Here is an 18,925-nt window from a genome sequence, read left to right on the forward strand (position 1 = left end):
CCTGTCTGCGTTTTTTATTGCGCTATCATGGCTAAGCCTTTTGCCACAGTGCAGGCGGGTGAATCTGCGAGGCATCAAGCGTCGGGTAGCCGCTAAAGCTAAGCTGATAGCCACCTAAGCTGTCCGTTGTCAGACGACACTGGGTACCTAAAGGGAAGCTGCGTTTTTTGCCCACATGACCGAACGGCATACCTGTATAAATGGGCAAGCCTGTTAATTCGTGTAGCTGCTCGATGACCGCTCGCGCGTCAAAGCGCTTGTCATAGCTGTCCTCGCCTGTGCCTGAGAGCGCCCCAAAGACAATCGCTTGCTGTCCTTTGAACGCGCCTGCCAAATACAAGTCATACAGCATACGCTCGACACGGTACGACTGCTCGCCCACGTCTTCCAAAAACACCATGCCGCCATCCATGCGCGGCAGATAGTCGCTACCTGCCAGCGCAGACACTACGCTCAGATTGCCGCCCCATAGTATACCTGTAATGGAATCACGGGTCTGTTTTGCCATGATGCGCGGTAAGGTGTCGGGCGCGCTATTCGTATCTAGCGCAGGCACGTCAATCGTTAATGCCTTATCGGTTAAGGCGCTGACAAATTCTTGACTACTAATCGTATCAGGCTGCGTCTTGCCAAATTCGCTGTACAGCATCGGCGCAGCGAGCGAGCTCATGCCACCTTTTGCGAGCAGCGCACACTGGATGGCGGTCACATCGCTAAAGCCTGCCAATATCGTGCCGCGCTCTTGCATGATGCGCCCGAGCGTCTGCCAATCGACCTTGGGCAAAATGCGCATTGCGCCATAGCCGCCGCGCACCCCGAGCAGCAACTTGGGCGCAGCGATTGCCCCTGTCGCAATGTTTTGTAAATCGGCAGCGCGCTGGGCATCTGTCCCTGCAAAGCGCAAATATTGACGACTGACAATCTCAGGATTTTTGACATCAAAGCCTGCACAGCGCATCCGTGCCAGCGCCAGTGTACTGCGCGCCATCTGCTCACTGACATTGGAGCTGGCAAACAGGCGCGTCTCAATCGCTGGGTTATGGCAAGTTGCCGCCAATGTGCTGCTATTGGCTTCAGCATAGCTGCGGCGTATGCCCACACTGCCCAGCGCACCGACGCCAAGACACGCACCAAGCGCCCCCAAAAACTGGCGGCGATTGGTAAGATTGGCGGGTGTATTGGCGTTGGACTGCGACATGGTATTCCTTAGCATTGATATGTGAGGCGCGAAAATCAGCGTTAGCGTTATTTTTATACAGCAGGCTATAGCAACTTTAACGGCTTTGTAGGAAAAATATAATTTGCCAGCATATTATTGGCACGGCTTTGGGACAGGGCTTAATCAGGCAAGTCGTATTTTTTTTGGTCAGGATTGACGCCGAACGAATAGACAAAGGTCGCCGCCGCGCTATTCACAAAGATAAACAGCATATCCACACTGCCATGCCCAAGCACATAGCGACCGAGCAAAAACGATATCGCCAGCATGATAATAAAAAACGCCAGTAGACACATGACGATTTTGGGATGGGTAAAGCTATAAGGCGCGTCCACATCCGCAGGCGGCAAGATATGCTTACGCGTTGCCCAGCCTGCGGCATACGACAGTCCGCCCAAGATAAGGTAACTCAAAAAATTCATAACAAACACTCAATAAGACGTGATAAAACAACATCAAAAAATACAATAAAAAATAAGAAAAGGCACGCTGATTTTCGCGCGCCCTTGTAGTGATCATCTATCAAGATATATAGGCTGCGCGCATTATTGCGCTGGCGCGTTGGTTTATGTTTTTTGTGTACTAGCCATATCCGACCCATTATCGGTGCTCGCGGCGTCTTGGTTTAGCTGACGGTGTATGTCATCATTTGGCATCTCCCCTGTCGTCGCACTTTGCGGGGCATTGATATGGTCAATAACGATGTTGGACTTGCCGTGCGGATTGGTCAAATCAACATTTACATTGTCGCAATCGACCTTAAAAATGGTATTCGCGCCGCGATAGATATACGCCAGATATTCGCTATCGAGTAGCGGGTCAATATTGGCATACGCTGTTTTGACGTGTGCCATGACCATTACTTTATCAGGGCGCGCGAGTATGGCATCGACATGCTGCGGGTCAATCGAAAAATAGTTTGGCACATCACCGTTTGTAAGTTCTTCAAGCTCGGTCGGCTCATCCCACACCTTGGCTGCGCCTACAGGCTCTTTCATTTGCATGACCCACTTACCCGCCTGTTCGCTGATGCGTATTTGTGCAGGCTCATCGTGACTGACGGTGTAGCAGCCTGCAAACACAGACAAGTCCGTGCTGTCATCGCGTACCACTTGCTTAGATTCGCTACAGCCTGCGCTCAGCATGCCGCCCATAACCACACTTAACATTAAATATTTAAAGCCTTTGCCCGTACCCTTTATGCTCATGCGCGTCATCAAAGTGTCCTATCGCTGTCAGAAACGCGCTTATTTTAACAGAAAAGCGCCGCGCTTACGCTGATGAAATACCAAGGATATTTGTACATTGCCCCTATTGATGGCGAGATTTGTTATAATTTGTCCTTGCTAGCAGTGCACCCTTATCAGGCTGCACAATGGCGTTTTTCTTTTGCTATTTTAGGTCGGTTTTTTATGTCTTCTATTTCTGATATGCCCGCCAATACGGTATCCCGTGACCCCTTAGCGGCGAAAGCTGCCACCACCGTTGCCTACACCGATGGCGCGTGTAAAGGCAATCCTGGCGCGGGCGGTTGGGGCGCGCATCTGATATTTAGCGATGGCAGCACCCAAGATGTGTACGGCGGCGAAAAGAACACCACCAATAACCGTATGGAGTTGATGGGCGCGATTCAGGCGATTGAAAATAGCCCAGCGGCGCACACGCTTGAGATTTGGACGGATTCTAGCTACGTACAAAAAGGCATTACCGAATGGGTGGCAGGCTGGAAAGCGCGCGGCTGGAAAACGGCGAGCAAAAAGCCTGTTGCCAACCAAGACCTGTGGCAACGCCTCGATGACTTGTGCAGCAAACGCGATGTCAGCTGGCACTGGGTCAAAGGGCACGCAGGACATGCAGGCAATGAAAAGGCGGACGCACTCGCCAACCTTGGGGTACACGGTTCAAGCGCAGATGCCACAGATACTAAAAAAAAACCGCCTGCTGATGCCATAGACGCGCCCGCAACCGATGATTGGCTGGCGAATGACCCTTTAGGATTCAATGTGATGTCTGACAGCTTTATGGATGATATACCGATGGACACTGCCACCGAAGACGACTACGAAGACAGCACAGCAACCAGCCAACCTGCCAGCACAGAGGTATCTATGATGGACACGCCAATACATAATGCGCCTGTGGATGTTCATAATGACGACACCGACAGCATGCCCTTTGATGGTGACACGAGCCGCGCCAACCCCAACTTTCAGCCATCATTACCGCACCCTAAGCACCGCCATGAGAGCAACCGTCAGCTGATCATGGATACCGAGACCACGGGGCTTGACGCACAAAAAGGCGATCGCGTGATTGAAGTGGGTATCGTTGAGCTGGTCGGACGCCGCTTTACGGGCGAAAAGCTACACGTCTATATCAACCCTGAGCGCGGTATGGATGAAGAAGTCATTCGCATTCACGGTATTAGCGAAGCGTTTTTGGCGGACAAGCCTGTGTTTGCCAATGTCGCGCAAGCCTTGTACGACTTTATGGACGGCGCAGAGATTATCGCGCACAACGCGCCCTTTGATATGACCTTTTTATCTATGGAGTTTGACAAGGTGGGTCTGCACGACTTTGCGCAGCGCGTTAAAGTGACCGATTCGCTGGTCATGGCAAAGCAGATGTATCCTGGGCAAAAAAACACCCTAGATGCCTTAGTGCGCCGCCTCGATGTGGGCAAGCAAGACCGTACTTTCCACGGCGCATTGCTCGATTCGGAGATTCTTGCCGAGGTTTACCTTGCCATGACAGGCGGACAGGTGTCGCTTGCCATCGAGGACGACACCCAAAACGAACAAGGACAAGGCAGCCACCATCATTTTGCTGCGCTTGCGGACAAATTGATTCGTTCATCCTTCGATACCAAAGCGCATCAAGACTGGTTTGCCAAACTTTCAGACGATTATCCTGAATTAAAAGCAGCAATGCCACAATGGTCAGTGGCGCTTGACTCATAGATGTTGTATGTTATCTGTTTTCTACGACCATTTTTGAAACGTTTGCGTTGCAATAAGGCCGACAGACAACGAAAATAAATGTTTGCGTTGCAGAAATTCTGTCTTTGAACAAAATTTCTGCTACCCTAAAGCCTACTATTGACGGCAAAAGACACGCTTAATAATAACTCTATCTTTATAATTGGCACTTTATGGAAGAATCGCTATGAGTCAGCTTGACCCCATTACTCTACACACTCCAAACTTAAGTATCACCAATTTTGGCTTGCCATCGTTGCATGTCTTGCGTGATGAGATTGTTGTTACCCTAAAAGACACTGAAACGCATTTAAGTGAATTTAATGACGATAGCGAACAAGCGCGCCTACTTCTCGATTCTGCCAGCGTTTTAATGCAGCTATCACGTATTTTTGAGCTGATATCCCTAACGGGCGCACAGATGCTCAGCAAAGCCATTGCTGGCGGCTTACAAAAGCTATATGACAATGGCGACAATAATGACAGCGCACTGATTATGGACTTATCAGAGGCCATCATGACACTTGATCGTTATGTTGAGTTTGTACTGCTCACTGAGACTATTGAGCCATCACTACTTTTGCCGATTATCAACACCTTGCATAAAGCGACTGGTCAGCCTGAACTCGAAAAAGATGTCTTTGCTAATTTTGGTAGCAGCAGTGTGGTGATTGCCAATCCTGAACAAAACTTTCAATCGCTTGACGATTTGAGTCTCGATCGTGACTTATTGAGCCACGCCTATCGCAGTGGTCTATTTATTGCGCTCACCTGTAAAGGTCAAACGCTTAGCGATGATGAACAGCGACAGCTAAAAGCGATGAGCGCTGCTTGTATGGCAGTCACCGCGCAGACCAGCAGTCTATTTTGGCAAGCCGCTGCCGCTGCTGTGATGGACATCGAGCAGATTTTGCCATTAACGCCGACCCAAAAGCATACGCTGGTGTATTTAGAGCAGCAGTTCCACAACTATATGCCTGTCATGGACACACGTTTTGCGGACTTAGTGACACTGGCGTGTCAACGTCGTAACGCACTTGCAGGTGCAATTCGTGACCAGTACGCGCACAATCAGCTAGAGGCTGAGCAGCGTGATAAGCTACGCAGCTTTTTGTTTGGCCCCAATCGTCAAATTACAGATACCCTAAACGAGCTGATTCAGCACCAGATTAATGAGATCAAAGATAAGGTCGATGAATACGCACGCGGCGAGTCCATTCATGATCCACAAATGCAAGCCAAACAAATCGCAGATGAGATGATTGTCCTAAAGTCAACGCTACAGCTGCTCGGTCTTGGTTCAACAGCAAACGCGCTACAATCTGCCGCACATGCCATTGTGACTTGGCAAACCCCAACGCCAAGTGACTTTGATATGTTACTGATCGCCTTGATGGGCGCAGAAAACGCCACCATCGCGATGACACGCCAGCACACACCAGGTGCCGTGAGTCTACCGCTGCACAATAACAACATTTCACTCCATCAGCTAAATACGGCCTACGACACCCTCGTTGAAGAAAGCCGTACCACTATCGCTAGTGCAGAGCAGGCAATTTCTGATTATATTGCTGATGACAGCCGTGAAATTTTTAACATCACCAATATTCCAGAGATGCTGCGTCAAGTCTCTGGTGCAATACGCTTTTTAAATCTGCCTGTCGCAGCAAGTCTACTGAGTCAGCTGTCTGTCTATCTTGACCGTCGCCTGACTATGGATACTCCGCTTGATGACAAGACTTTGGGCTATATTGCTGACGTGATGATGTCAGTTGACTATCGTCTAGACAGCTTTGAGCACAATCGTCCTATCAGTAACCAATCACTGGATGTCGCCCAAAACAGCTTAAGCCATTTATTGGCAGCATAATGGTTTATCTGCCTAATGCCTATAGAATGATGCGTACCTGCGCGTTATATTAGTGCCAGATGACCAAAAGAGCGATAGATGACCCGCATGAAGTCGCCTATCGCTTCTTTTTTATTGTCTTTTTCTGATCCTATTTATTTCTTTACTTTTTATCGTGTGACCTGTGCGTGCGGTGCGCTGGGCACGTCATGCAGGATGTTAATACTATGCCTACTGCTCTCGTTTTTGATGCGGATACCTTACTTTGTCGTCATACCAAATTAGGCTGGCAGCCTGTCTGTCTTGATTTGCCTGAGTCACTGTCTATTGAGGGTTACGAAACCTTAGGCGCAGTGCCTTTAGCAAACGACAAGCAGGATACGCAAACCATCATTGCTACAGCTGCGCTCAGTCGCGCGTTCTCCAAAGCGCATCATCTTTTGCCCCATTCTATTGTGACCGCTGGTGATAACGCGCGTGACGAGTATGGCGATGCATATGCCTTTATCGCCTATCGTGAGCTGATCAGCCATTTGTCCGCAGCTGATGTGGCACTACTTAATCAATCTTTGCAGTTATTGCGCTGGCAGTCAGATACCCAGTTTTGTAGTCGCTGCGGACATAGCGTACACGCGCACCCAGCAGGTGAGCGCGCCATGGTCTGTGGCAGTTGCAACCTGCATCAATACCCACGTATTCAGCCATGCGTTATTACCGCCATTACCCGCCCCAATCCAGAAACAGGCGCAATACAGATTTTGCTTGCGCATCATCGCCGCTATGGTCAAAACAGTCAGTTCAAGCGCTATGGCTTGATTGCAGGCTTTGTTGAAGTTGGCGAGAGTCTAGAGCACGCGGTCGTGCGCGAAGTGGGCGAAGAAGTAGCGATTGAGATAACCGACATTCGCTACGTCAGTAGCCAGCCGTGGCCGTTTCCGTCCAATCTGATGCTGGGTTTTCGCGCCACTTATGTTAAGGGCGATATTGTGATTGAAGAAGAAGAGCTGACCGAAGCGGCCTTTTTTGATGTGAGTGATATGCCGCAAATACCGCCTGTCGGTAGCATCGCGCGCGACTTGATTGAACAAGTCGCCGCTGAACACACTATTGATTTGCGCCATCACCCTTAGCAGTCGATGGCGTTTGTACTGGCCTTGGTAAGGCTATTATTATGAGTTACACGGTTTGAGCGTACTAAAGCGAAGGCGGGCTGCAATCTGTGGCAGCAGCAAACCAACGATGACCACGCCCATACCCACTACTTGTAATGCGCTGGTGTGTTGACCGTATGCCAGCGCGACTAAGGCGGCAAAAATAGGCACAAAGTTAAAGAACAGCGCGGCTTTAGGTGCACCTAATTGATTAACACCTGATATCCAAAGAAAGTACCCCGCAACCGTACCAAAAATACCGATAAAGACCAAGTCCGTAAACACCATAGGACTGATAGCAAGGCTCTCTTGTATCGGATGCGTGCCACTGCTAACGCTCAAAACCAATAGCGTCATCACGACCGCAGAGAGCATACCAACAAAGATATAAACCACCATCGGCACAAAACGGCTGATGTACTGACTAAAATGGGTATAAAAGCTCCAAAACAGCATGCCCACCACAATAATCTTGTCCCCGCGATTAAACTCAAACGCCAATAGACGAGTTAAATCTCCTTGAGTTAATACCAGTACAACACCGAATAAACTGACTGCCAGACTCAAGCATACCGCGATACTCGGCGGCTGGCGCTTGTCCACACTACCAATCAAGGAAGTCATCAGCGGGCTGAGCGCCATAATCAGCGCGCCATTATTAGGATTGGTCAGCTCAAGTCCTGTAAAGAGACACAGGTTTAACCCGCCAATACCCACCATGGATACCGCGATTGCCGCCAGCCATTGCTTGGCACTCAGTTTCGGTATCGGTACGCGCCGCCATAGGATGTATAAACCAATACACAATGCAGCCAAACCAAAACGCCACAAAATCAGAGTCAAGGCATGCACTTCGGTCAACGCATGCTTACCAATTGGAAAACTGGCACCCCAAAAAGCGGTACAAATAAGCAAAAGACCAATGGCCTTAATATCTTTGGAGAGGTACATCGTACGCTCCTTATCATCATTGTATTCATCGTTTATGGGCTCTAGTCTATAGATTTTATTTATGATATAAATAAGCAAAAATAAAAGCACATTTCCCATATATGAAACTTAATTGCTCACTCGATGATTTATATGGCTTTTGTATGGTGGCGCGCTATGGCAGCTTTACGCAGGCAGCGCGTGCGCTGCACATGCCGTTATCAACGCTCAGCCGCCGCATTGCCCACCTTGAAGATCAGCTGAATCTAAAGCTGCTACACCGTGACGCGCATAAAGTACAGCTGACACAAGAAGGACAAGACTATTATCAAAAAAGTATGAGCTGGTTAGATGGTTTATACGATACCGTCGGCACGCTACAACAGAACAATCAGGCTGCCAGCGGGACGGTACGTGTCACTGCGCCTATCAGCTTGTGTCAACAAAGCCTTGCGCCGTTATTTACGGAATTTTTGCAGTGTTATCCTGACATTCAGCTCGATTTGCGCTTGTCGAATCGGCACATTGATATCGAAGAAGACGCCATTGATGTGGCATTTCGAGTGGGCGAGCATACACATGCCGATTGGGTTGGGCGTGCATTGTACTCAACGCATATGATGGTCTGCGCTGCGCCGCAGTTAAGTACAGACCATATTCGTCATCCCAAAGACTTGATTGATGTGCCAAAAATACTGATGCGTCCTATTGTGCCTAGACACTTTAAGCATGATCGCTCAGGGGCGCGTTATGAGTTTGTGACGACAGAGAATGTGCGGATGTGGGTCAATGACATGCAGGTGCTGACACAAGCGGTTATTGCTGGTATTGGTATTGGTTTTATCCCTGATAATATCGCCAAACCGCTGATTGCGTCAGGGCAAATCGTCCCTGTATTGCCTGAATGGAGCAATGAACCGCGTACCTGTCATCTGCTCTATCGTCACCGTGCCAACATTCCATGCAGAGTACGCTTGTTTATTGATTTTATAACTGAGCGTTTTGAGGCGTGATGTGTTACCCTTTGCGCTTTATTTTTATCGCTTGTTAAGACAGGACAGACTCCGATGGTAGCCGCTACACGCCCCCATACTCAGACAACCCAAACAGACGAAGCGCCCGTACGCTTTGTGGGTTTGCCCATTTTGTTTGATGCGTTGGCCTTAGAAAAGCTGCCCGTCCCTATCCAGCAGCAAATCGCCGCCGTAGACGACTGCCTGCCGCAGACCCAGTGCGGACTGTGCGAGCATCCTGATGGCTGTTTGCCTTATGCTGCCGCCATTGTCACCGAAGGCGAAGCACATAATAAATGCGTACCCGGTGGTCAACCTGTGGCCGATACCATCGCTGAGATTTTGCGTCGTACGCCGCTTGATGCTGCGCCATCAAAATGGCCACTGGATAACGATAGTGGCCGTCCGCAAGAAGTGCGCGCCATCATTCGTGAAGACGAGTGTATCGGCTGCACCAAATGTATTCCCGCCTGCCCTGTCGATGCCATTATTGGTACAGGCAAGCACATGCACACCATTATGACCGACCTGTGTACGGGCTGCGAGCTGTGCCTTGCGCCCTGCCCTGTTGATTGTATCGACCTTGAACCTATTGAGCGCGACTTGACTGAGGCGGCGCGCGAAGATGAAGAAGATGCCTTGCGCACCCGTTACCACACCCACTTACGCCGCGTGGCTGACCAACTAAGTGACCGCAGCAACACCAAGCCTGTCGTGAGTATGGTTGAGGCAAAAATCAACAACGCTACCAATCAAAGCATCGACATCAGTGAAGACGAAGCGCGTAATACGATTAAAGCAGCAAAACTGCGTAGCCAAATCAAAAAGTTAGAAAAACAGCTGTCTGTACGCCCCAATCCCCAAAAAGCACAACAGTTAAGCGAACTACAAGCCGAGCTTGCACAGCTGGGTGCTTAATAAGTGATACTAAAAAAATCGTGTCCGTTACTTTTTGCCTGAACTTTGCTGCATAACCGTGCTTTTTTTATGCTATTTTTGACCTACCTTATGATAAATAATAACCAAACAGCCAAACGCTATGAGTAAAACTGTCCGCCACAAAACTGCCGAAACCCCGCCATCACGCCGCATGCCCAATCGCTCAGTGATGCCATTTTTTGAAAAGCTCGCCGCGACCATTGACGCGCCTGTCACCGAGCTGAACTATAGCAGCAATTTTGAACTACTCATCGCCGTGATTTTGTCCGCGCAGGCGACTGATGTCAGCGTTAATATCGCTACCGACCAGCTGTATCCCGTTGCAAACACGCCTGAGGCGATACTAGAACTGGGTGAAGACGGCTTAAAAAATTATATTAAAAACATCGGCCTATATAACAATAAAGCCAAAAACGTCATGAAAACTTGCCGCGACTTGTTGGATAAGTTTGACGGCATTGTCCCTGACAACCGTAAAGACCTAGAGTCCTTGGCAGGCGTGGGACGTAAAACCGCAAACGTGGTGCTGAACACTGCCTTTGGTCAGCCTACTATGGCCGTCGATACGCATATATTTCGTGTGGGCAACCGCACTGGACTGGCCACAGGCAAAAACGTACGCATCGTCGAAGACAAGCTGGTAGAGCGCATTCCTGAGCCTTACATGCTAGATGCGCATCATTATTTGATATTGCACGGGCGCTATACCTGCCAAGCGCGTACACCCAAATGCGGCGCGTGCCCTGTATATATGGAATGCATGTTTAAGGACAAAGCGGACTTTGCGACCCAGTAGCACATGAGCCACAATCTGCTATACCACTTTGCAAGCGATTCATCAGCTTCAACATGAAGCTTCTTTAGCGCAGACTAAATGCTGCTCACTAGAGTTTTAGTGCATTTCAAGGTAGAATAGGCCTATTTTTCTATTACGGTAGATCGTTCGGGTCATACCGCCGCAGCAAATTTGGCGCACCGATACCGACCCTTACTCCTACACTTGCAGTATCCACGAACATATGTACCGAATCTGTGCTGTGCGGCGCCTTTATTAGCGCTGCCTGCTCGTATCATGTGTTTTTCTCATTATTGATTCAACTAAGCGACTCCACTATGCGTGACTACAATCTATTTACTTCTGAATCCGTAAGCGAAGGCCATCCTGATAAAATGGCTGACCAAATCTCTGATGCCTTACTTGACGCTATCTTGCGCGAAGACTTACACGCACGCGTTGCCTGTGAGACGTTGGTAAAAACGGGTGCTGTGGTATTGGCGGGTGAGATTACCACCTCAGCCAACATTGATATCGAGCGTATCGTCCGCGATACCGTCAACGGCATTGGCTATCATCATTCAGACCTCGGCTTTGATGGTGAGACCTGCGCAGTAATCAATATGATTGGTAAGCAGTCACCTGAGATTGCCCAAGGTGTCGACCGCAGCAACCCTGAAGAGCAAGGCGCTGGTGACCAAGGCTTGATGTTCGGTTATGCCAGTAACGAAACGGAAGTACTGATGCCTGCACCGATTGAGTTTGCGCATCGTTTGATGGAGCGCCAATCAGAGCTGCGCCGTTCAGGTGAGCTGCCTTGGTTACGTCCTGATGCCAAAGCACAGGTTACCCTAAAGTACGACGGCAACACGCCAGCCGCGATTGATGCGGTGGTACTCTCAACCCAGCATGACCCCAGCATTTCACAAAAAGACTTGCAAGAAGCGGTCATGGAATCGATTATCAAGCACGTGATTCCTGCCAACTTGCTGCACGCGGATACCCGTTACCACATTAACCCAACGGGCAAATTTGTCATCGGCGGCCCTGTCGGTGATGCAGGTTTGACTGGTCGTAAAATTATCGTTGACACTTATGGCGGTATGGCGCGTCACGGTGGCGGGGCGTTCAGTGGTAAAGATCCTTCAAAGGTTGACCGCAGTGCTGCCTACGCGGTACGTTATGTCGCCAAAAATATCGTCGCCGCAGGTCTTGCTGAACGCTGTGAAGTGCAAGTCAGCTATGCTATCGGTGTCGCTGAGCCAACATCAATTTCGGTTAACACCTTTGGCACAAGTAAAGTCAGCAATGACGAGATTATCCGTCTGATTCGCACGCACTTTGACTTGCGTCCTTATGGCATCACGCGTATGCTCAACCTTCTTCAGCCTATGTACCAAAAGACTGCCACGTTCGGACATTTCGGCCGTATCGGTTCTGAAACTGAATTTACATGGGAAAAGACGGACAAAGCAGACGTCTTACGCGCAGACGCTGGACTGTAATTGTAATTATCGCTTAGGAGCATTTATATGTCGCAAGACACTCAAAACAACGTCGAAATCACCCCTGAAATGCAAGCCTTCTATCAGCGTGCAGACAGTGTTATTGCTTTGGCGAACAGCCAGCTCGGCCCTGACGCGCACTCTGGTCAAGTCGGCGCATCATTGCTATACGCTGCGGCTCGCTATAGCGCTTCGGTTGCGTCTATCGGCTTTGTTAAAGGCGATGACTTTGCTAAAGAAAAAGAAGACATCATCGAATTTTATGTCAAACAGTATCGTCAAATGCTGAGCGACAACCTCACCGATTATGCGCAAAACTTTGAAAAGTACATTCAGCTGAATAAAGCTGATGGCGACGCTGAATAAATCACGCTATTTAAGCATAATTTTCTGAATATATTATGCTAAAAAAAAGCCCCAGTTCTCGGACTGGGGCTTTTTTGTTAAACGTCTAATTATTCAACTATGAATCAATCACCTTTCACAATCTTTGGTGGTCCTTTGAGCAGATGCTCGTCCACAAATTCATTGGCTGAGTTGTGTTCCGCAGATTCATCCGTGATAAAGCGCTGTTGATTGCGGTATAGAATTAGACGGTCGCGACCGAGGCCACGAAGCAGAGCATACATAATCACAAAGATAACCAAAGCAAATGGCAAGCCTGCGATAATTGCAGCAGACTGTAACGCTGCCAAGCCCCCTGCGGCAAGCAAGATAGCGGCAATCGCACCTTCGGTCAATGCCCAAAATAAGCGCTGAATTTTCGGTGGATCCGTATCGCCACCTGCGGTCAACATGTCAATAACGAAGCTGGCTGAATCTGATGAGGTCACAAACCATAAGATAATCATCACCACAATCATCATAGTGATAGGCTGTGCAAACGGATAGTATTCGACCAGCTTAAAGATGGCACTACCTGTATCTTCTTGCACTGCCGCGACCAAACCAGGATCACCGAGCAGTTCCATATGGATACCGACACCACCGAAGGTCGTAAACCAGAAGAACAAAATCGTCATCGGGATTAAGAGCACACCCCAAATAAACTCGCGGATGGTACGACCACGGCTAATACGCGCAATAAAGATACCCACGAATGGTGACCAACTGACCCACCATGCCCAATAAAATATCGTCCATGCACTACGCCAGTCACCATTATTATAAGCCTCACCCCACGTTCCTAACGGAATGATAGAAGTCGCATAATTACCGATGTTCTCTAAAAAGCTGTCAAAGATAAAAAGTGTTGGACCGAGGATAACCATAAATACAAGTAGCAATACAGTCAGACCAATATTAAGATCACTAAGACGTTTAATCCCTTTATCAAGGCCCATCATCACGGACATCGCGGCTAAAACTGTAATAAAGGCAATCAAAGCAAACTGGATACCTAGGCTATCAGGAATACCAAATAAGTTGGTCAAACCTGAGTTAATTTGCATGACGCCAAGGCCTAACGAGGTGACAACACCGAACATCGTACCGAATACTGCCAAAATATCTACAGTATGCCCCCACCGGCCATAAATCTTTTTACCCAGCAGTGGATAAAGGGTTGAGCGTATAGACAGCGGTAACCCACGGCGAAAATGAAAATAAGCAAGCGCCAAGGCCACGATGGTATAAATGCCCCAAGCGTGCAGTCCCCAGTGCATAAATGAAATGCTCATCGCCTGCTTGGCAGACTCTATGGTCTCTGCTTCACCTAGGGGCGGTGCCATAAAATGATACAGCGGCTCAGCAGTACCCCAATAGACCAAGCCAATACCAATACCCGCAGAAAACAGCATACCAATCCACGATAATAGGCTGTATTGTGGCGTTTCTGTCTGCGCTCCCAAACGGATGTCCCCGTAACGGCTCATGGCTAGATAAAGACACAGTCCCAATGTTAGATTGACTAAAATTACAAACAGCCAACCAAACTTATGGGTAATAAAACTCTGTAGCGTATCGAACAGTGCTCCTGCTTGCTCTGTAAAAAAAGCACCGAATATAATAAATCCGACAATAGCAATACTGGAGACAATAAAGACAGGCTTGCTGACTTTAGGAAACGGCCCTAAGCGACCAACTTTAACATGATCCATAGATTTTCTCTTTTATTAGGGTCATCTACCATAACAAGATAACCTAAAACTATCAAATTTGATTAATTTTTGTAAACATTTGCCAATTTTAATTATTTTATATTTATTTAGGAACCAACTGGAGCAAGCGGCCTTCGTTGCCATCTTCAAGTACCCATACTGCGCCATTGACTGCCAACACACTACGCATACGCTCACCCATATTGTAGCGATAGCGTTCTTTAGCTTGGCTGCTACTGTCCGTAGGTAAACTGATAACCACCAGCGATTTAGAAGACAAGCCGCTGATCAGCATATTGCCTTGCCATGCAGGAAAATCTTGCTGGTTGCCTGAGTTATAAAACGTCATGGAAGCAGGCGAGATGACAGGTGTCCACGACACGTGTGGCGGTGTAAAATCAGGACGGGTATCGTGATCAGGAATATCGATACCTGAATAGTTGCGCCCATTAGATACCACAGGCCAGCCATAATTATTGCCTTTTTTAATGAGGTTTAGCTCATCGCCACCTCGCGGCCCCATCTCATTCGCCCATAGCCGTCCTGTGTCATCAAACTGCATACCCAAGACATTGCGGTGACCCAAGCTCCAAATTTGAGCGGTAACACGTTCGCTACTGGACGCGCTGTCATCGCTGGTTGTGTCGGTAAATGGATTGTCCTCAGGCACACTGCCATCAGGATTAAGACGTAGGATTTTACCCAAATTCACGCTCATGTCTTGTGCAGGAGTTTTCTTCTGCCGCTCGCCTGAGCTGATATATAAATACTGTCCGTCAGGGGAAAATAATAAGCGATGACTAAAATGCCCTTGTCCTGAAACTTTGGGCACTTGCTGCCAGATGCGCTGCTGATTGATAAGTTTGGGCGACGTGGTATCTAAATCTTTTATACTTGCCTTGATGACTACCGCGCCATATTTGTTGGCCGTTTCTTCAACATAGCTCAGATAAATGTCTTGAGTTTTAGCAAAGTCAGGCGCAAGCGCCACATCACCGAAGCCACCTTGACCACCATAAGCAACTTTGGGCACGCCTTGAATGCGATTTTTTACGCCCGTTTGGGTATCTACCACAAACAGCGCGCCGCCTTTTTCTGTGACCAGTAGCCGCTGCGCTTTACCTTGGCTTTGTGGCAGCGCACACATGGCCCAAGGCTCATCAAAAGTTGCGATGGCCTTTTGCGTAAATGCTGGCTTTTGCTGCTGCGATGCACTGCCTGTGGTATTGATATTTTGTCCATTTTGGCGCGTATCGGCATTGGTTTGCTGGCTGGTAGTTGGGGTTTGCTGTTGATTGACAGCAACTTGATTGCTATCACTCTCAGCACTGTTCGTAGTATTGGTGGTCGTCGTATTGGTGGTATTATTGCCTTGCTCAGCTGCTGTATTGTCACTGACTGTACCGTTTGAGCAAGACGCCACACCGAACACCAGCATCCCTAAAGTGATACTCATCCACGGGCGTTTGGGTTGTCTGATTTCCGTTATCATACGTCGTCCCTTATCGATGTTTTTTTTATAGTTGCATTTATATTAACGGTATTGCCGCACTGTTTCCGTGCGTTATATCGTAGTCTGCGTATATAATCAGTAACAAAAAAGCCCCTTACTCATTTCAATGAATAAGGGGCTGGGTCATAAATACCGTGATTACTGTTTGATAATAATCAAAGCCGTGCTATGACGATTAGCTCATTCTAAGCTTATTGAAAGTGAGCTTGTCTTCATTATCCACATCGACTTGGATGATATCGCCTGCCACAAAGTCGCCTGCTAATAGCTTAAGCGATAGCGGATTCTCAATCTCTTGCTGGATAGCGCGTTTGAGCGGACGCGCACCATATACAGGGTCATAGCCTACCGATACCAGCTGGTGCATCGCCGCATCGCTCAAAGTAATGTCCAGCTCACGCTCTTGCAGACGGCGGCGCAAGCGGTCGATTTGAATGTCCGCGATGCCTGCCATTTGCGCTTGACCGAGCGCATGGAACACCACAATCTCGTCAATACGGTTGATAAATTCAGGTCTAAAGTGGCTGTTTACCGACTCCATGACCGCATCTTTGATATCGTCATAGTCCTCGCCCGCCATCTCTTGAATGCGGTGCGAGCCTAAGTTGCTGGTCATGATGATGACGGTGTTTTTAAAGTCCACCACGCGCCCTTGTGAGTCAGTCAAGCGCCCATCGTCCAATACTTGCAGCAAGATGTTAAACACATCAGGATGTGCTTTTTCGACCTCATCGAACAGCACCACGCTATAAGGCTTACGGCGTACCGCTTCGGTCAACGTGCCACCTTCTTCATAACCGACATAGCCTGGAGGCGCACCGACCAGACGGCTGACGCTGTGTTTTTCCATATATTCGCTCATATCGATACGAATCAATGCATCTTCTGAGTCAAATAAGAAGTTCGCCAGCGACTTGGTCAACTCGGTTTTACCCACGCCTGTCGGCCCTAAAAATAGGAACGAACCTGATGGGCGATTCGGATCAGCCAGCCCCGCACGGCTACGGCGCACGGCATTCGCCACTGCATTGACCGCTTCTTCTTGTCCAATCACGCGCTCATGCAATACCGACTCCATCGCCAGCATCTTATCACGCTCGCCTTGCAGCATCTTGGTGACAGGAATGCCCGTTGCCGCGCTGACCACTTCGGCGATTTCATTGTCCGTCACTTTATTACGCAACAGCTTTACGCCTGCACTGCTGGTTTGCTCTTTTTGCTCGGCCAAATCCGACTCATGAATACGGCGCTCCAGCTGCGGGATGGTCTCGTATTGCAGCTTGGACATGGCTTCGTAGTCACCTTCGCGGCTCGCTTTGTCATAGGCAATACGCGCTTTATCCAGCTCGTCTTTGAGCTGCTGACTGCCTTTAACCAGTGCCTTTTCTGATTGCCAGATTTCGTTCAAGTCAGCGTATTCTTTTTCTAACTCCTCAATTTGCGTATTTAGCGCTTTTAACTCGGCTTTTGCGCCCGCGTCTTCTTCATTCTTGAGCACTTCGCGCTGCATTTTTAACTGAATCAAGCGGCTGTCTAGCTTGCCAAGCGATTCAGGCTTGCTGTCCATTTCCATACGCAGACGGCTTGCTGCCTCATCGACCAAGTCAATCGCCTTATCAGGCAATTTGCGGTCGGTGATGTAGCGATGACTCATGCGCGCTGCGGCAATAATCGCGCTGTCTTGAATATCAACGCCATGGTGCAGCTCGTAACGCTCTTTTAGCCCGCGCAAAATGGCGATGGTGTCTTCGACGGTCGGCTCATCGACCAACACCTTTTGAAAACGGCGCTCAAGGGCGGCATCTTTTTCGATATATTGGCGGTACTCATCCAGCGTGGTCGCGCCAACGCAGTGTAGCTCGCCACGTGCCAAGGCGGGTTTTAGCATATTACCCGCGTCCATCGCACCATCGCTCTTGCCCGCGCCAACCATGGTATGCAGCTCATCGATAAACAGGATGACATTGCCCTCTTGTTTGGCAAGGTCGCTGAGTACCCCTTTTAGACGCTCTTCAAACTCACCGCGATACTTAGCACCTGCAATCAGCGCGCCCAAATCGAGCGACAACACTTCTTTACGGCGCAAGCCTTCAGGCACATCGCCATTGATGATTTTTTGAGCCAAGCCTTCAACAATCGCGGTCTTACCAACACCTGGTTCACCAATCAATACAGGGTTGTTTTTGGTACGGCGTGACAGCACTTGAATGGTGCGACGAATCTCTTCATCACGCCCAATTACAGGGTCAAGCTTGCCCATTTCTGCACGCTCGGTGAGGTTGATAGTGTACTTATTTAGCGCATCGCGTTGGTCTTCAGCGTTTTGGTTGTTCACCGTATCATTACCTCGTAGCTGCTCAATGACGGTCTTTAGATTGCTGGCAGTGATGCCCGCGTTTTCAAAGATTTTTTTGGTATCGCCCTGCTCGGCTAACGTGAGCAATACCCATTCGGTAGCGATAAAGTCATCGCCTGCCTTTTGCGCTTGGCGGTCAGCAAGATTCAGTACCTTTGCCGAAGCGGGCGATAGGTTCACTTCGCCTGTCGGTTCGCCAATTACCGCTTGGTTGTCCAGCGCCTTTGCCACACCGTTTTTTAGCGCCGCAATCGAGCCGCCCGCCTGCTGGCAAATCGACAGATTGGCTTCGTCTTGGAGCAGCACCGCCAAAATATGCATGGGTTCAATACCTGTGTGGTCGCGACCCAGTGCCAGACTTTGCGCTTCTTGAATAGCGGCCTGCAGTTTTTGTGTAAATTTGTCAAATCTCATTGTCAAATCCTTATCAGTTCAATGTACAGCGGCAGATTGTTTTAGGTATGTTACCGCTTGCTATCATGCTAATGATATAGGGTATGTGCAGATGCGTTTCAAGTCGATCGACTTAAATTTGTTAAGGTCTAAAACATCGACTGTTAATATCTACTTATACCCATTTTATAACTATTGATATGCT

The 18,925-nt window shown here is 48.8% G+C and carries 15 protein-coding genes; 8 read left to right on the top strand and 7 right to left on the bottom strand.

Annotated elements, in window-relative coordinates; translation table 11 throughout:
* Positions 1-31 precede the first annotated feature (31 nt).
* The 3 genes from JIE71_RS03040 to JIE71_RS03050 form a co-directional block, all read right to left on the bottom strand.
* Positions 32-1,198, bottom strand: a complete 1,167-nt coding sequence (locus JIE71_RS03040) for an LD-carboxypeptidase (protein ID WP_228284511.1) — start codon at positions 1,196-1,198, stop codon at positions 32-34.
* Between the two features lie 140 nt (positions 1,199-1,338).
* Complete coding sequence (locus JIE71_RS03045) at positions 1,339-1,641, bottom strand: hypothetical protein (RefSeq protein WP_199507257.1); 303 nt, start codon at positions 1,639-1,641, stop codon at positions 1,339-1,341.
* 144 nt (positions 1,642-1,785) lie between these two features.
* On the bottom strand, positions 1,786-2,436 hold the full coding sequence (locus JIE71_RS03050; protein WP_199507258.1) for a hypothetical protein: 651 nt from the start codon (positions 2,434-2,436) through the stop codon (positions 1,786-1,788).
* Positions 2,437-2,631: 195 nt separating this feature from the next.
* Between JIE71_RS03050 and dnaQ the strand changes: the two genes are divergently transcribed.
* From dnaQ to nudC, 3 genes are all read left to right on the top strand, one after another.
* A complete protein-coding gene (gene dnaQ / locus JIE71_RS03055; RefSeq protein ID WP_228284512.1) occupies positions 2,632-4,179 on the top strand; it encodes a DNA polymerase III subunit epsilon in 1,548 nt (515 codons plus the stop codon).
* A gap of 205 nt (positions 4,180-4,384) precedes the next feature.
* On the top strand, positions 4,385-6,067 hold the full coding sequence (locus tag JIE71_RS03060) for a hypothetical protein (RefSeq protein ID WP_199507259.1): 1,683 nt from the start codon (positions 4,385-4,387) through the stop codon (positions 6,065-6,067).
* Positions 6,068-6,273: 206 nt separating this feature from the next.
* Positions 6,274-7,176, top strand: a complete 903-nt coding sequence (gene nudC, locus JIE71_RS03065) for an NAD(+) diphosphatase (protein ID WP_199507260.1) — start codon at positions 6,274-6,276, stop codon at positions 7,174-7,176.
* A gap of 39 nt (positions 7,177-7,215) precedes the next feature.
* Here nudC and JIE71_RS03070 read toward each other — a convergent pair whose 3' ends face one another.
* Positions 7,216-8,148 (bottom strand): DMT family transporter, encoded by a 933-nt coding sequence (locus JIE71_RS03070; protein WP_199507261.1) that lies wholly within the window; start codon positions 8,146-8,148, stop codon positions 7,216-7,218.
* A gap of 101 nt (positions 8,149-8,249) precedes the next feature.
* Between JIE71_RS03070 and JIE71_RS03075 the strand changes: the two genes are divergently transcribed.
* From JIE71_RS03075 to JIE71_RS03095, 5 genes are all read left to right on the top strand, one after another.
* Positions 8,250-9,140 carry a LysR family transcriptional regulator gene (locus JIE71_RS03075; RefSeq protein ID WP_199507262.1) on the top strand — a complete coding sequence of 297 codons (891 nt, stop codon included), beginning with the start codon at positions 8,250-8,252 and terminating at the stop codon, positions 9,138-9,140.
* 54 nt (positions 9,141-9,194) lie between these two features.
* The gene (locus JIE71_RS03080) at positions 9,195-10,058 is read left to right on the top strand and encodes an RnfABCDGE type electron transport complex subunit B (RefSeq protein ID WP_199507263.1); all 864 of its coding nucleotides are present in this window, start codon (positions 9,195-9,197) and stop codon (positions 10,056-10,058) included.
* Positions 10,059-10,179: 121 nt separating this feature from the next.
* Positions 10,180-10,875 carry an endonuclease III gene (gene nth / locus JIE71_RS03085; protein ID WP_199507264.1) on the top strand — a complete coding sequence of 232 codons (696 nt, stop codon included), beginning with the start codon at positions 10,180-10,182 and terminating at the stop codon, positions 10,873-10,875.
* Between the two features lie 317 nt (positions 10,876-11,192).
* Positions 11,193-12,359 (top strand): methionine adenosyltransferase, encoded by a 1,167-nt coding sequence (metK, locus tag JIE71_RS03090; RefSeq protein WP_199507265.1) that lies wholly within the window; start codon positions 11,193-11,195, stop codon positions 12,357-12,359.
* A gap of 27 nt (positions 12,360-12,386) precedes the next feature.
* Complete coding sequence (locus JIE71_RS03095) at positions 12,387-12,725, top strand: DUF3144 domain-containing protein (protein WP_199507266.1); 339 nt, start codon at positions 12,387-12,389, stop codon at positions 12,723-12,725.
* 104 nt (positions 12,726-12,829) lie between these two features.
* Here the strand turns inward: JIE71_RS03095 and JIE71_RS03100 are convergent, their stop codons facing one another.
* The 3 genes from JIE71_RS03100 to clpB form a co-directional block, all read right to left on the bottom strand.
* On the bottom strand, positions 12,830-14,458 hold the full coding sequence (locus JIE71_RS03100) for a BCCT family transporter (protein ID WP_199507267.1): 1,629 nt from the start codon (positions 14,456-14,458) through the stop codon (positions 12,830-12,832).
* Between the two features lie 103 nt (positions 14,459-14,561).
* Positions 14,562-15,950 carry a PQQ-dependent sugar dehydrogenase gene (locus JIE71_RS03105; RefSeq protein WP_228284513.1) on the bottom strand — a complete coding sequence of 463 codons (1,389 nt, stop codon included), beginning with the start codon at positions 15,948-15,950 and terminating at the stop codon, positions 14,562-14,564.
* Positions 15,951-16,146: 196 nt separating this feature from the next.
* A complete protein-coding gene (gene clpB, locus JIE71_RS03110; RefSeq protein ID WP_199507268.1) occupies positions 16,147-18,741 on the bottom strand; it encodes an ATP-dependent chaperone ClpB in 2,595 nt (864 codons plus the stop codon).
* Between the last annotated feature and the right edge of the window lie 184 nt (positions 18,742-18,925).

The sequence above is a fragment of the Psychrobacter sp. bablab_jr014 genome, from assembly GCF_016464015.1.
In the GTDB taxonomy this organism is placed as follows: Bacteria; Pseudomonadota; Gammaproteobacteria; order Pseudomonadales; family Moraxellaceae; genus Psychrobacter.